The following is a 12,314-nucleotide window of genomic DNA, read 5'->3' on the forward strand; positions in this document are numbered from 1 at the left end:
ACGGGATCGCAGAAACTCGACCAGAGTGTCGTGGACCGGCCGGGCCGAATCGACCCGCACGCCCAGCGCGGCAGCGACGATGGGAGCCACCAGCGTCGGATCACGCACGTCGGCCAGATCGATCGCCCACACCCCATCGGCGAAATCGCGTCGAACAGCCGAGGCCGCCTGCAGCGCCAGCCGGGTCTTGCCCACGCCGCCCATCCCGGCCAGCGTCACCAGCCTCGACACGGTCAGCAGGTGCTTGAGCTCGGTCAGCTCGGCACGCCTGTTGACGAAGCTGGTCAACTCGGGCAGCACTTTGCCGCCGCGTCCTACGGTTTGCGACGAGGCCGGCTGACGGTTCTGCGGCTCGTGGTCGCGGGCGGCGGCGGGGTCGCTGCGCGGGGCCATCTCACCAGCCGGGTAGCCACAGCGTTGCTGTACCTGCCGGATGGCCTCGCCGAGTTCCGCTGCGGAGGGCCGCTGCTCGGGATCGCGGTGCATCGCCGATTCCACGACGGTGCACACCTCGGCGGGGAAGCCGCTATCGCGCAGGTCCGACACCGGCCCCCGGCTGATCCGCACAAACTGGGCCACCAGTTGCTCGCCGCTGCGCCGCTCGTAGGCAGCATGCCCGGTCAGCGCGCAGAACAAGGTGGCACCGAGCCCGTAGACATCGGCGGCGGGAGTCGGAGCGTGGCCCTCGAGCACCTCCGGCGCGGTGAACGCCGGCGATGCCGTCACAATGTCGGCAGCCGTTTCGAACCCGCCTGGGATGCGCGCGATTCCGAAGTCGGTCAGGGCAGGCGCACCGTAATCGGTGAACAGAATATTGCCCGGCTTCACATCGCGATGCACGATGCCCAGCCGATGCGCGCTCTCGAGCGCCCCGGCGATCCCGGCCCCGATCCGCAGCACGTCATCCACCGGAAGCGGACCGTGCCGCCGGATCCGCGCATCCAGCGGGTCCGAGGGGTAATACGGCATGACCAGATAGGGCCGCCCGCCGCTGGTGACACCGGCCTCCAGCACGGTGGCGATATTGGGATGCCCGGTCAGCCGGCCCATCGCCCGCTGCTCCCGCACGAACCGCGCCCGGTTCTCCTCGTCCAATTCCCCGGTCAGGACCTTCACCGCAACCGTGCGATTCAACCCCACCTGCCGACAGCGATAAACCGCACCGAAACCGCCGCAACCGATCTCTTCGGCGTCCTCGAAGCCGACCGCACGCAACTCCTCCGCTACCGCCATGCTCACGTCACGGCGGGTACGGTTCGCGGCGTCGTCGATCATCGGCCGCGCGCGATCCTCTCGGTACGGCTGTGAGCACCGGACATGATCAACTCACCTTTCGACGGTGCTTCAGCCTATCGCCCATGACGATACGCATATCCGTTGTTTTTTCGGCGATTACTACCGGAACCCCCAACAAGCGACAACCCCGGCGGGCTGTATCCGCCGGGGTTGTCGCTTGTTGGGGGTATGTCGTCCCGATCTCCACGGCGTTCCGGCCTCCCGTTCCTGCACTCCGCCGGGGGATCCGGGCCCGCGTCCCGGGTTCCATGTGTTCCGACCTTTTGTCCCGCAACGGGTTACGGTCGTCGGCGACTCCACTGAATGATGTTGGAATGAGTGGTCGGCCCTTGTGGGCCTGCTGAATCGAGGGGGAGCAGCAACCTTGCCGGAATCCGAGCCACTGCCGAACTCGCGGGATCGGCTGCCCGAGCCGCCGGCCCCGGAAACCGATGGCCCCGAAGCGGACTCGGGCAGCTCATGGGATTCGTGGCTTCCTGGTCGCGCTGCCACCGCCTACGACGGCACACATCAAAGAGATGCTCATCGGGATCGGCAGCATGACACCGAATCCCGACGGCAATTACCCCTGCTGAAGCACAGATCCGACCACAAGCTGTCTCGGGTCCTCCACCTGCCGCGCCGGGCACCGGACAGCACACCCCACCAGTCCGAACATGCCAGTGCCGCCACGTAAGGGACCCCGGTACAGGCCGTGAATCCGAGCTTCTATGAATATCGGGGCGGCGCGCCGGGGGCAGGCAAGCTGTGGATCAGTAATCGAAGGCCGGATCCGCGAGCAGCGTGATGACGAACGCGATGCCCTTTTCGTGGATCTGGTCCCCACACCCCTTCCCGCCCCCACTGGACGGGTCGGGAATGCGTGGCGTAGGCTGAATGAACATTCATTCGGAGGTGTGAGAGATGAGCTGGACTGCAACCGATATCCCTGACCAGCATGGCCGCACGGCCGTGGTCACCGGCGCCAACGGCGGGCTCGGGCTGGTGATTGCCCGGGAACTCGCGGCGAAGGGTGCGCATGTCGTGATGGCCGTGCGCAATCAGGACAAGGCCGCTGCCGCGGTCGAAGAGATCCGGGCAAGTGTGCCAGAGGCGTCACTGGAGCTGGTCGCGCTGGACCTGTCCTCGCAGGCCTCGGTGAAGGAGGCCGCGGGGCGGATCCTGGCCGCACACGAGCGTCTCGATCTTCTGGTCAACAATGCAGGCGTCATGGCGATCGCCGAGGCGCGGACGGTCGACGGTTTCGAGATGCAGTTCGCCGTCGACCACCTGGGCCACTGGACGCTCACCGCGCTGCTGCTGCCCGCGCTGCTGCGCACGCCCGGATCCCGGATCGTGACGGTGACCAGCACCGCGCACCACTGGGGCCGTCACGTCGACGTGGCCAACCCACATCTGGAGGGTCGTTACGGACCCTGGCGCGCCTACGGCCAGGCCAAGCTCGCGAACTTCCACTTCGGACTCGGACTGCAGCGCGAGCTGGAGAAGGCCGGCGCGCACACGGTGAGCCTGATCGCACACCCGGGCCTGTCCGACACCAACCTGCAGGCGACCAGCGTGGAGGGCTCGGGCGGCGGTGTCTCCCAGCGACTCGCCCACGCCATCACCCGGGGCACCGGCATGTCCGCCGACAATGGAGCCCTGTCGCAACTACGCGCGGCAACCGACCCGGCCGCCGAGGGCGGCGAGTTCTACGGCCCGCTGTTCGTCAACAGCGGAGCACCGGTCCGCAAACCGATCCTGCGCAGGATCGGGATGGACCGCGCGATCGCGAAGCTCTGGGAGGTCTCCGAGCGCGAAACCGGCGTCGCGATCGACGTGCGCGCTCAGGCCGGCGCGTGATGACAGCACCGATGGACCGGGCGGCAGCCGTGCGCGCCGCCCTGCGCAGCCTGGTGGCACGCAACGGTTTCCACGGTGCGTCCATGAACGCCGTCGCCCGCGAGGCAGGGGTGGCCACCGGGACCGCGTACACCCACTACTCCTCCAAGGACGAGCTGGTGCTGGCCGCCTACGCCGAGACCAAGGCCGCGCTCGGCCACGCGGCCACGGCGGGCCTGCCCCCGCACCCCACCGCCGAACAGCGCTTCCACACCCTGTGGCTGTCCTGCCACCGGTATCTCGCGGCGAACCCGGAACACGCACGGTTCCTGCTGCAGGTGGAGCACTCCCCCTACCGCACCCCTGCCCACGAGGCCACCCTCGCCGACGATGACAACCTGCTCCTGGCCCAGGCAGTCGTGCCCGATATCGCCGCACGACTGCTACCGCTGCCACTCGACGTGCTCTACGAGCTCGGCTTCGGCCCGGCCATCCGCCTGGCCGCCAGCGGCATCGAGCTGACCGAGGCGCAACTCGACGACATTGCCCGCGCCTGCTGGCGGGCTATCACCCGGCCCGAGTGACCGCCCTGATGCCCTCGAGCAGGGCAGGGGAGAACGTGCGTAGCCCGGCGGTCTGCACGAGGGCGCCGTTCTCCTCCTTGGGGTCCCGGTAGTAGTCGCGCGAGAAACAACCGCGAAAAATAACAACGATGGCTTGACCAGCAGCGATGGTTTCCGGGCAGGTGGCTTCGCTGATCCGGCGTCACAGATGGCGGTCGATATCCATGCGCTGGTGCAGAATCCGCACGCTGTCGGTGTGCTGGCGCAAGGTGGTCGCGCTCGGACCGAACCTAAGCGGTCGGCGGTGCGGCCGACGAACCGTCAGCTGGACGAGAGTCGGCTACGAGCCCAGCCGCGGCGGCCACCAGCTCGTCGAGCGCCTGGTGGGTGAGTTCGGCCAACGTCGCCTGGTGGGTGAGTTCGGCCCACTGGCCGAAGGCACGGTAGAAGGCGCCGATGCCCAGTTCGGCGGCGAGCCCCGCGGTCGGCTCGCGCACGCCGCGCTCCGCGAGGGCGGCGGTTGTGGCCTGCACGAGTATCGCGCGCTTGAAGGCAGCGCGTTCCAGCAGTTCGGCGTTGGCGGCAATGACCTGGTGCAGTTGGGCTCCCATGGCGCGGTTGGTGTCGGTGAACAGGGCCGCCAGCCTCTTCAGGCCCGTGTGGATCGCCTCCATCGGGGTCGCCCCGACCGGCGCCGCGACGATGGCCTCGGCCAGCACCCGGACATGCGTCTCCTGGCCGGCGAACAGCACCTCCCGCTTGTCCGGGAAGTGCCGGAAGAACGTCATCTTGGTCAGGCCGACCCGATCGGCGATCTGCTGGACAGTGGTGGCGTCGTAACCCTGCTCCACGAACAGGTCGAGCGCGGCACGCGCCAGCCGTTCCCTTGCATTGGGTTCCCATCGAGCCATGCAGACAGACTAAGCGATGTTACTTAGTAACGTCGCTCGAGCTATGGTGATGTTACCAAGTAACATCAATGGCCTCGCCCGACCGGGTGAGGCGTACCGAGGAGTACTGCTATGCGTGTATTTGTCACCGGTGCCAATGGCCACATCGGCTCGGCCGTGGTGCCCGAGCTCGTCCAGGCTGGACACGACGTCGTCGGGTTGGTCCGCTCCGAGGCCTCAGCCGCCGCTGTCGAGGCCATGGGCGCCCGGACACACCGCGGCGACCTCTCCGACCTGGCCGGTCTGCGCGAGGCAGCAGCCGAGGCCGACGCGGTTGTCCACCTGGCCTTCGATCACGCGGCCATGGCCGCAGGCGACTTCGCAGGAGCCGTGGCCACCGACCTCGCTGTAGCCCAAACGCTGGGCGAGGCCCTGGCCGGCACTGGCAAGGCGCTGATTGGCGTCGGCCTGACCCGCACCGGCGACCCGAAGCGGGACGCGGCCATAGATGCCAACCCGCGCTCCACTGTGGCCCGCGCCGTCGCCGGCTTCACCGAGCAGGGCGTGCGCAGCATGCTGGTCGCGATCCCGCCGGTCACCCACAGCTCACGCGACCGGATCGGCTTCGTTCCGACCCTGATCAAGATCGCCCGGTCCACCGGCGTGTCCGGCTATGTCGGCGACGGCGCCAACCACTGGCCCGCCGGGCACACCCTCGACATCGGCCGCCTGTTCCGACTCGCTCTGGACAAGGCCCCGACCGGAGCTCAGCTCTATGCCGCGACCGAAGAAGGCATCACGGTGCGCGAAATCGCGGAGGTCATCGGCCGGCACCTGAACATCCCTGCCGCGAGCATCCCCGCCGACCAGGCCGCTGTGCACTTCCAGGGCTTCCCGTTCATCGGCCTCGACATCACCATGAACAATGCCGAGACCCGCAAGCTGCTCGGCTGGGAGCCCACCCACCCCGGCCTGATCGCCGACCTCGAAGACGGCCACTACTTCACCACCCGCTGAGCAGCGAGCCGCCGCCTTCCACGCCAACCGGGGCGGTCCTCACACATCATTGGCGCAGCACCAGGGCCCAGGGCGGCGCGGTGGTCTTCCACGATGAAGCAAGCGCGTGGGTACAGCTCGTCGAAGGTGATGACTGCGACGCCCGTCACGGGGTTCCATCACCCGTCAGTCCGCTCACGAACGCTGGTCGAAGATCACCCGCTGATCGTTATTGGATATGGGTAAAGCCCCGGAGCTCGTGGGCTCTGGGGCTTTCGCCAGTACGACTAGAGCAGGTACTCACCGGTGAAGATGCTGACGCCGGCCGCGGCGGTCGGTCGGCTGCCGAGCAGGTGGAGGTCGGCGTAGCTGTTCTTGCCGATCCGGAGCATGTGCAGGAGGACAATCTGGTTGAAGACGATGTTCTCGACCTCGGACCAGGGGGTTGAGTCCGCGGCGACGGTGAGACTGCAATCGGGTCGATTCCGCCCAGCCACACCGATCTTGAGGGCGCGGCGACACTCGGGCTTGCCGCAAGTGTATGGCGAGGTCCTCGTTGGATCGGCGTGGCCAATGTAGCTGAAGCCGCCGTGGTTTCGATCCGTTCAGCCATTCGTATCCGTACTGGGTGACGTTGCTGACCAGCATCGCCGAGTCGTGGTTGGGCCAGACATCGGCGAGCCATGGGATGGGACTGGGCTCGGTCGCCGAATTTCCTTGGCGCCGAGGAAGACAGGCGTCGTGGCGGCGGGCGGCCGAAGCGGTGAGGATCCGCTATGTTGTTGATCGAACAGTGCCGGTGCAGGTAGAGGCGCTCTGGTCATACCGAGTCGATCGGAAGGGTTGCCATGGTCATCGTGGGGCTTGTACTCGCTGCTGTAGCGGCGGTTGTGCACATGTTCATTTTTTATCTCGAGTCGATCGGCTGGACGGGCGGGCTTGCTCGCAAGACCTTCGGGATGAGCCGGGAACAGGCGGAGGCGCAGCGCGAACTCGCCTTCAATCAGGGGTTCTACAACCTGTTTCTAGCTCTTGCGGTGTTCGTCGGGATCATCGTCTATGCCGCGGGGCAGCATGCAGTCGGTGCAACGCTGGTATTCACCGGGGCCGGGTCGATGGTCGCGGCGAGTTCGGTACTGGTGCTGTCGAATCCGGGTCGGGCCGCCGCGGCGGCGAAGCAGGGTGTGATTCCGGCACTGGGGGTGATCGCCCTGGCGTTCGGACTAATTGTCTGACTGACGGCCGATCGAGCAGTGCGCCGATCCAACACGGCACGCGAAAGTGGTAGAGGAAATCCCTGATTGCGCACCACAAAGAAGCGCTGGTGACCGGTGGTCAGCCTTCCGCGACGATCAGATCGGCCAGATTGGACATCGACGCTCGCATGCCCTGGCGGGTACCGGGTTGCACGACGCGATGCAACAGCCGCCCGAAGAGGGCGGGATCTATCCGATATCGGACCGCATATGTCATTTCCGTTCCGCCGTCGACCGGACGGAATTCGAAGATATTGGTCATCTCTCGGAGTGGTTCGAATCCGACGCCGGTATCGACGCGGCGTCGCAGCGGTTCGATTTCGCGGACCGTCCAGAGGGATCGGGTGGTCAGTGGGCCGAGGGTGCGGTTGCGCTCGGAGTAGGTTTTGCCGAGTTCGGCGGTGCCGTGGTGGTCGGTCACTTCCAGTACTGCGGCCACCCATTCGGCGTAGCGGCCGGTGTCGGAGACGACCTCCCACACCCGTTCGACCGGGGCGGGGATCACCGCGCGTTCGGAGATTTCGAAATGCCCTGTCATGGATGCCCTTTCATCAGATCTGTACGAGGACGGCGCGGGCTGTGTCGCGGCCGGAGCGCACTGCGCCGTCCATGAATCCGTTCCAGTGGTCGGCGTGCTCGGCGCCCGCCCAGTGCACCAGGCCGTACGGGGTGTCTCGCCAGGCGCCCAGACTCGACAGCACGCCGGTGCCGGGAACCGAGGTCGGCCCGCCACGGGTCCATTCCTCTGTGGTCCAGTCCATTTCGAAATAGTCGACCGGCCGCAGCGCGTCCTTGCCCGCGATCTTCGCGAACTGCCGCAGCACCGCGCCACGGCGTTCCCTCGGTGGCCGTTGCGCCCATTTACGCCACTGCGCGCCGCCGACAAAACCCATCAGCACACCCGGGCCGCCTTCTGGCGGGGTGTTGTCGAACATGGAACAGACGGGGGAATCGGCGCGGAACACGCCCTGGCCGTTGAGTCCGTCGGCGCGCCAGAACGGTTCCGGGTACACCGCTTCGCATTTCATCAAGGTGCCGAAGGCAGAGCGGGAGAACAGCGCGTCCTGTTGCGGCGGCAGGAGCGGACGCCACGCGATGCGCGCCGCGAGAGCGGGCGGCACGGCCACGATCACCCGTGCCGCGCGGTACACGCCGGAGTCGGCGGTCACACGCACGCCGTGCGCATCCTGCTCGATCAGCCGCACCGGGGAATCCAGCACCACCCGGCCGTCCAGTTGCTCGGCCATGAGCTCCGAAATACGTTGGGAGCCACCGATGAAACGGGATTCCTGGGCTCCGCCAGTGACCCCGATGCCGCGGTCGATGGTGCCCGGCGTGGTCTCGTTGCCGAAACCGGCTATGTACCAAAGGCTGAACAGCAACGAGGCGTCGGCGGCGGACCCGCCGTAGGCGGAACCGAGGAAGAGGTTCACCAGGTCCAGCGCGCCGTCGGTGAGCGTGGTGCCGCGCAGCCAGCTCTCGAAGGTCATGCCGTCCCACTTGTGCGCCTGTTCCGCGCGCCAGGGTGCGTCGACCGGGATGGTGCGGGCCAGAGCGTTGATCCGGTGCATGGCGACACCCAGGTCCGGCAGCGCCAGCACGTCCGGCGGGATGTCCCCGGTGAAACGACGCGCGGAATCACCGCGCACGTACACGCTGGCGCCTTCGGTGTAGGCGGGGAAGGTCTGCACGTCGAGGTCGCGGGCGAGCCCGAGGATGTGATCCTGCGTGGGGCCGACGAACTGGCCGCCCGCCTCGACCACCCGGCCGTCCCCGAGGTCGTGGTTCAGGGTACGACCGCCGACGCGCGAACGAGCCTCCAGGACAGTGACATTCAGTCCCGCGGTGACCAGTTCGCGGGCGGCGGACAGGCCCGCCAGCCCCGCGCCCACGACGATGACGTCCGTCTTCTCACTCACAGCGTGGCGGTCCCTTCCGCATAGGTGTCGGCGGCGGCCAGATCGAAGTCACCGTGATCGCTGCCCAGCCCCTGCGCCACGAGCGCGGCTGCCGCGCAACCCAATACGGCGGAGGCGCGCAGATCGCGGCCCAGGGCGATACCGCGCAGGAAACCGGCCGAGAAGGCGTCCCCGCACCCGGTGGTATCCACGACGTCGGTGGCGAAGGCCGGAACCGCGAACGTCTCAGTGGCGGTGACCACCAGCGCGCCCTGCGCGCCGCGGGTCGCGACGACGCAGCCGACGCCGCGGTCCACCAATTCGCGGCAGCCCTGCTCGAGGGTGGCGGCACCGGTGCAGCCGAGCACCTGATCGTCGTTGGGCAGCAGATAGTCCAGATGCGGCAGCGCCGGGGCGATCCAGACCAGCACGCCCGGATCGCCCGAGGCGAGCAGATCGGCCGATGTGACGACACCCGCGGCGCGGGCGGGTTCGAGGATCTGTGCCGCTGCCTCCCCGCCGATCAGTTCGGGTCCGCCCAGATGCAGGTGGGTGGCGCCGGCGATCTCCTCGTGCGGAGCGTCGGCCGGCCCGTAGGTCAGGTTGGCCCCGGGCACGTGGAAGGCGGGACGACTGCCGTCCGGCCGGATGGGCAGCACCGACGCGGAGGTCTGAACGTCCTTGCGCCGCAACAGCAGTGAGGTTTCGATGCCGCGTGCGCCGAGCATGGCGAGTAGCAGATCCCCGATCGGGTCGGTGCCGATGGCGCCCGCGCAGCGCACGGCCGCACCGAGTTTCGCCAACGTGAGCGCTGTCCCGCCGGCGGTACCCGCGGGACTGAACCGGATCTGCTCGACCAGGGTCGCGCCCTGCCCGTCGGGGATCGCCTGCACCGGCCGCACCTGCACGTCGAACACGTGCGCTCCCAGGCAAATGATCGATTGGCTCACTACGTGTCCTGTTCTTCCAAACGATGTCTGGTGCCGTAGCCGCGGCGTAGCGCGGCCTCGACGACGGCCAGCTGCTGTCCTTCGCTGAGCGTGCGCACCGGGCCCGAAACCGTTGCCTTGCGGTAGATCTCGCACAGCCACTCCAGCAGCAGCGTGTTCTCCACCGCGTCGTCCAGGCTGGAGCCGAGGGCGACCGCACCATGGTTGGCCATCAGCGCGGCGCGCTTGCCGTCCAGCGCGGCGAGCACGTGGGCAGCCAGTTCAGGGGTGCCGAAGGTGGCGAACGGAGCCACCCGGATCGCACCGCCGAGCAGCAACTGCTGATAGTGCACGCACGGGATCTCGTCCACGATCAACGACAGCGCGGTGGACTCGACCGCGTGGGTGTGCACCACCGCGTCCGTGTCGAACCGCGCGTACACGCCCAGATGCAGCTCCAGTTCCGAGGTCGGCGCGAACTCACCCGCGATCACTCGCCCGGCCGGATCCACGACGGTGACGTCCTCGGGTCCGGCGTACGCGAGCCGGACTCCGGTCGCGGTCACGGCCACGTGTCCGTCCACTTGGAGACTCACATTGCCAGCGGTGCCGATCAGCAACCCGGCCGCGGCCAACTTCCGGGCCGCTGCGGCCACCGCCGCGCGGGCTTCGTCGAATTCCCTGTGTGACATGGGATCACCGCACCTCTCTCGGTCGGCCGCCGACCGCGGTCGGGCGGCGGATCGCGTTTCTTGTCAACGCCATTCGAACACTCGACCGGAGAGCCCTTCGGGAGATCGATGGACGGTGTTCATGGCGCAGGCGCCGCAGGGCGGGTGTGGCGACGAGCAGCACGACGGCGGGGATCGCGAACGCGTAGCCGAGGGCGGGACCTGCCGCTACCAGTCCGAGTGCCACCGCACCCGCGACGGCTCCGGCATAGTTGAACAGGTTGACCCGGGCGATCACTTCGTCGCTGCGTTCGGGCCGTAGGTCGCCCGCCGCCCCGAACGCGATCGGCACCAGGATTCCGGTGCACACACCCGCGGCGGCGAACCCGGCAACCGCTCCGACGAGGGTGGGGACGGCTGCGACGACACCACATCCGGACACCCCGACCGCCGTGGCCGCGGTGGCGAGCCGCGTGCGGCCGAAGCGCCGTACCGCCGGATCCACGGCGAGCCGAGCCAGGAACACCGCCGCCTGATAGGCGGCATACCCCAGCGGCGCGGCCGCGCTCGCGACATGCAGACCGTCCGCCAGATACACGGTGCCCCAAGCGGAAACCGCCGAATCGACGGTGAACGCCGCGAGCACCAGCAACCCGATGAACCAGATTCCGCTGCGCGGCAACGGGTCTCGCCGCGTGCTGTCGTCGTGGGGCCGATGGGCGGCCCGCGCCCGATCGAACAACCGGATGCCGGCGAATGCGACGGCCAGCTGCCCGGCCGCGGTCAGCAGGAGCGGAAGCAGCGACGAGGTAGTCGCGAGACAAGCCGAGACCAGCAACGCGCCGCCCACCGCCGCCGCGGTGTACGCGGCGTACAACCGCCCCAACAGTGAAGTATTGCTGCGATTTTGCGCGAGCACACCTTGCATGTTGGATGCGGCGTCGACCATACCGAGGCCGATTCCGTACGCAGCCAAGGCAAAGACGAAGACATCGAAGTCGGTGAGCCAAGCGATCGCCACCAGCGCAACCGCTTCCAGGACCAGCCCCGAGCACAGCGCCTGCCGGCTTCCCCAACGCACCGCCACCAGGTCGGCCAGCGCCGAACCCGCCGCTGCCGCGACGCACACACCCAGCAGCAACAACGACACCGTCGTCTCACCGATGCGCAGCCTCGTCTCGAGTTGCGGAAGAACTGTGACGAGTGCCGCGTAACCGAGCCCTTGAGCAGCGTAAGCGCATGCCAGACTGATGAATTCGGCGCGGTTCTTCACGGTGACTCCCAATTTGCGCTAGCCATGTGCGGAGAGCGGCGGAGTACGTGCGGACCGCCGGTCGACGGTCCCGCACGTACTCCGGTCAGAGCTGACAGCTCCCCAGTCAGGGCAGAGCGGGCAGCGGTGCGCTGATTTCACCCGCCGCGTTCAGGGTGGCGTACGCCTGACCGAGCGCGGCCAGACCGGCGGGAACACCGACGACGACACCGCCGATGATCGGGCCGATCGCGGCACCGATCGCCAGCCCGGGGATGCATCCGCCGATCGCGCCGACAACAGCTCCGACTGCACAGCCCGCGGCCAGCCCGATCACGCCGCCTGCCATGGTGCCCGCCGTGGCGGCGAGCATGAATTCGTTTCCGGCCTGATTCAACGCATTGTTGATGTCGGCTTGGGCGTCGATGGGCGTCGCGGACTGGATGGGCGAAGCCGCATTGTCGGCGGCGTGAACGAGAGCGGCGGGCGCGGCCTGGACGGGAGCCAGATCCGAGGCCACCGCGGGCGCGGCATTGGCGGTTGCGGCTTCCGCGCCGAGCGCGACCAAGGCCGCAGTGGCGACCGCCAGAGTCATCCGGGTACTTGCACTGTTCCGCATGGTGGATCCTTCGTTGATTCTTGGTCGCGTTCGCGAAGGGATTCGACGCCGCTCGGCTGCACTGCTCGATGTCGGCAAGGTGACCAGCGGCTGGGCAGAAATCTAAGACCGGGTGAACGCCGT

The 12,314-nt window shown here is 67.9% G+C and carries 14 protein-coding genes; 4 read left to right on the forward strand and 10 right to left on the reverse strand.

What is annotated here, in order from left to right:
* Both ACFXN1_RS41140 and ACFXN1_RS41145 read right to left on the reverse strand, forming a co-directional pair.
* Positions 1-1,275 (reverse strand): protein kinase (locus ACFXN1_RS41140; protein WP_379463873.1); only part of this gene is annotated, 1,275 nt, incomplete at its 3' end.
* 773 nt (positions 1,276-2,048) lie between these two features.
* A complete protein-coding gene (locus ACFXN1_RS41145; RefSeq protein ID WP_379444434.1) occupies positions 2,049-2,180 on the reverse strand; it encodes a hypothetical protein in 132 nt (43 codons plus the stop codon).
* Positions 2,181-2,199: 19 nt separating this feature from the next.
* Here ACFXN1_RS41145 and ACFXN1_RS41150 point away from each other — a divergent pair, with 19 nt between their 5' ends.
* Positions 2,200-3,138, forward strand: a complete 939-nt coding sequence (locus ACFXN1_RS41150; protein ID WP_379444432.1) for an oxidoreductase — start codon at positions 2,200-2,202, stop codon at positions 3,136-3,138.
* On the forward strand, positions 3,138-3,701 hold the full coding sequence (locus tag ACFXN1_RS41155) for a TetR/AcrR family transcriptional regulator (RefSeq protein WP_379444431.1): 564 nt from the start codon (positions 3,138-3,140) through the stop codon (positions 3,699-3,701). Before ACFXN1_RS41150 ends, ACFXN1_RS41155 begins: the two co-directional genes overlap by 1 nt.
* 269 nt (positions 3,702-3,970) lie before the next feature.
* On the opposite strand, the gene ACFXN1_RS41160 is transcribed toward ACFXN1_RS41155, so the two are convergent.
* Positions 3,971-4,591, reverse strand: a complete 621-nt coding sequence (locus ACFXN1_RS41160) for a TetR/AcrR family transcriptional regulator (protein ID WP_379444430.1) — start codon at positions 4,589-4,591, stop codon at positions 3,971-3,973.
* Between the two features lie 111 nt (positions 4,592-4,702).
* On the opposite strand from ACFXN1_RS41160, the gene ACFXN1_RS41165 reads away from it, so the two are divergent.
* Positions 4,703-5,587, forward strand: coding sequence for an NAD-dependent epimerase/dehydratase family protein (locus tag ACFXN1_RS41165; protein WP_379444428.1), 885 nt, complete (start codon positions 4,703-4,705; stop codon positions 5,585-5,587).
* A 266-nt stretch (positions 5,588-5,853) separates the two neighbouring features.
* Here ACFXN1_RS41165 and ACFXN1_RS41170 read toward each other — a convergent pair whose 3' ends face one another.
* Positions 5,854-6,063 (reverse strand): hypothetical protein, encoded by a 210-nt coding sequence (locus tag ACFXN1_RS41170; RefSeq protein WP_379444427.1) that lies wholly within the window; start codon positions 6,061-6,063, stop codon positions 5,854-5,856.
* Positions 6,064-6,414: 351 nt separating this feature from the next.
* Between ACFXN1_RS41170 and ACFXN1_RS41175 the strand changes: the two genes are divergently transcribed.
* Positions 6,415-6,801, forward strand: a complete 387-nt coding sequence (locus ACFXN1_RS41175) for a DUF1304 domain-containing protein (protein WP_379444426.1) — start codon at positions 6,415-6,417, stop codon at positions 6,799-6,801.
* A gap of 100 nt (positions 6,802-6,901) precedes the next feature.
* On the opposite strand, the gene ACFXN1_RS41180 is transcribed toward ACFXN1_RS41175, so the two are convergent.
* From ACFXN1_RS41180 to ACFXN1_RS41205, 6 genes are all read right to left on the reverse strand, one after another.
* Positions 6,902-7,360 carry an SRPBCC family protein gene (locus tag ACFXN1_RS41180; RefSeq protein ID WP_379444425.1) on the reverse strand — a complete coding sequence of 153 codons (459 nt, stop codon included), beginning with the start codon at positions 7,358-7,360 and terminating at the stop codon, positions 6,902-6,904.
* 13 nt (positions 7,361-7,373) lie between these two features.
* Entirely contained in the window at positions 7,374-8,741 is a 1,368-nt protein-coding gene (locus tag ACFXN1_RS41185) for a flavin monoamine oxidase family protein (RefSeq protein WP_379444423.1), read from the reverse strand.
* Positions 8,738-9,670 carry a carbohydrate kinase family protein gene (locus ACFXN1_RS41190; RefSeq protein WP_379444422.1) on the reverse strand — a complete coding sequence of 311 codons (933 nt, stop codon included), beginning with the start codon at positions 9,668-9,670 and terminating at the stop codon, positions 8,738-8,740. Before ACFXN1_RS41190 ends, ACFXN1_RS41185 begins: the two co-directional genes overlap by 4 nt.
* Positions 9,670-10,341 (reverse strand): class II aldolase/adducin family protein, encoded by a 672-nt coding sequence (locus ACFXN1_RS41195; protein WP_379444421.1) that lies wholly within the window; start codon positions 10,339-10,341, stop codon positions 9,670-9,672. Before ACFXN1_RS41195 ends, ACFXN1_RS41190 begins: the two co-directional genes overlap by 1 nt.
* A 4-nt stretch (positions 10,342-10,345) precedes the next feature.
* A complete protein-coding gene (locus tag ACFXN1_RS41200) occupies positions 10,346-11,593 on the reverse strand; it encodes an MFS transporter (RefSeq protein WP_379444419.1) in 1,248 nt (415 codons plus the stop codon).
* A 106-nt stretch (positions 11,594-11,699) separates the two neighbouring features.
* Positions 11,700-12,191: a hypothetical protein gene (locus ACFXN1_RS41205; protein ID WP_379444418.1), complete on the reverse strand. Its 492-nt coding sequence runs from the start codon at positions 12,189-12,191 to the stop codon at positions 11,700-11,702.
* Positions 12,192-12,314 lie beyond the last annotated feature (123 nt).

Source organism: Nocardia sp. NPDC059154 (genome assembly GCF_042755705.1).
Taxonomy (GTDB): Bacteria; Actinomycetota; Actinomycetes; order Mycobacteriales; family Mycobacteriaceae; genus Nocardia.

What these genes read in the sequence shown, in the direction of transcription:
- ACFXN1_RS41145 (WP_379444434.1), bottom strand. Translation starts at nt 2,180, where the DNA reads ATGTTCATTCAGCCTACGCCACGCATTCCCGACCCGTCCAGTGGGGGC.
- ACFXN1_RS41150 (WP_379444432.1), top strand. Translation starts at nt 2,200, where the DNA reads ATGAGCTGGACTGCAACCGATATCCCTGACCAGCATGGCCGCACGGCC.
- ACFXN1_RS41155 (WP_379444431.1), top strand. Translation starts at nt 3,138, where the DNA reads ATGACAGCACCGATGGACCGGGCGGCAGCCGTGCGCGCCGCCCTGCGC.
- ACFXN1_RS41160 (WP_379444430.1), bottom strand. Translation starts at nt 4,591, where the DNA reads ATGGCTCGATGGGAACCCAATGCAAGGGAACGGCTGGCGCGTGCCGCG.
- ACFXN1_RS41165 (WP_379444428.1), top strand. Translation starts at nt 4,703, where the DNA reads ATGCGTGTATTTGTCACCGGTGCCAATGGCCACATCGGCTCGGCCGTG.
- ACFXN1_RS41175 (WP_379444426.1), top strand. Translation starts at nt 6,415, where the DNA reads ATGGTCATCGTGGGGCTTGTACTCGCTGCTGTAGCGGCGGTTGTGCAC.
- ACFXN1_RS41180 (WP_379444425.1), bottom strand. Translation starts at nt 7,360, where the DNA reads ATGACAGGGCATTTCGAAATCTCCGAACGCGCGGTGATCCCCGCCCCG.
- ACFXN1_RS41195 (WP_379444421.1), bottom strand. Translation starts at nt 10,341, where the DNA reads ATGTCACACAGGGAATTCGACGAAGCCCGCGCGGCGGTGGCCGCAGCG.
- ACFXN1_RS41205 (WP_379444418.1), bottom strand. Translation starts at nt 12,191, where the DNA reads ATGCGGAACAGTGCAAGTACCCGGATGACTCTGGCGGTCGCCACTGCG.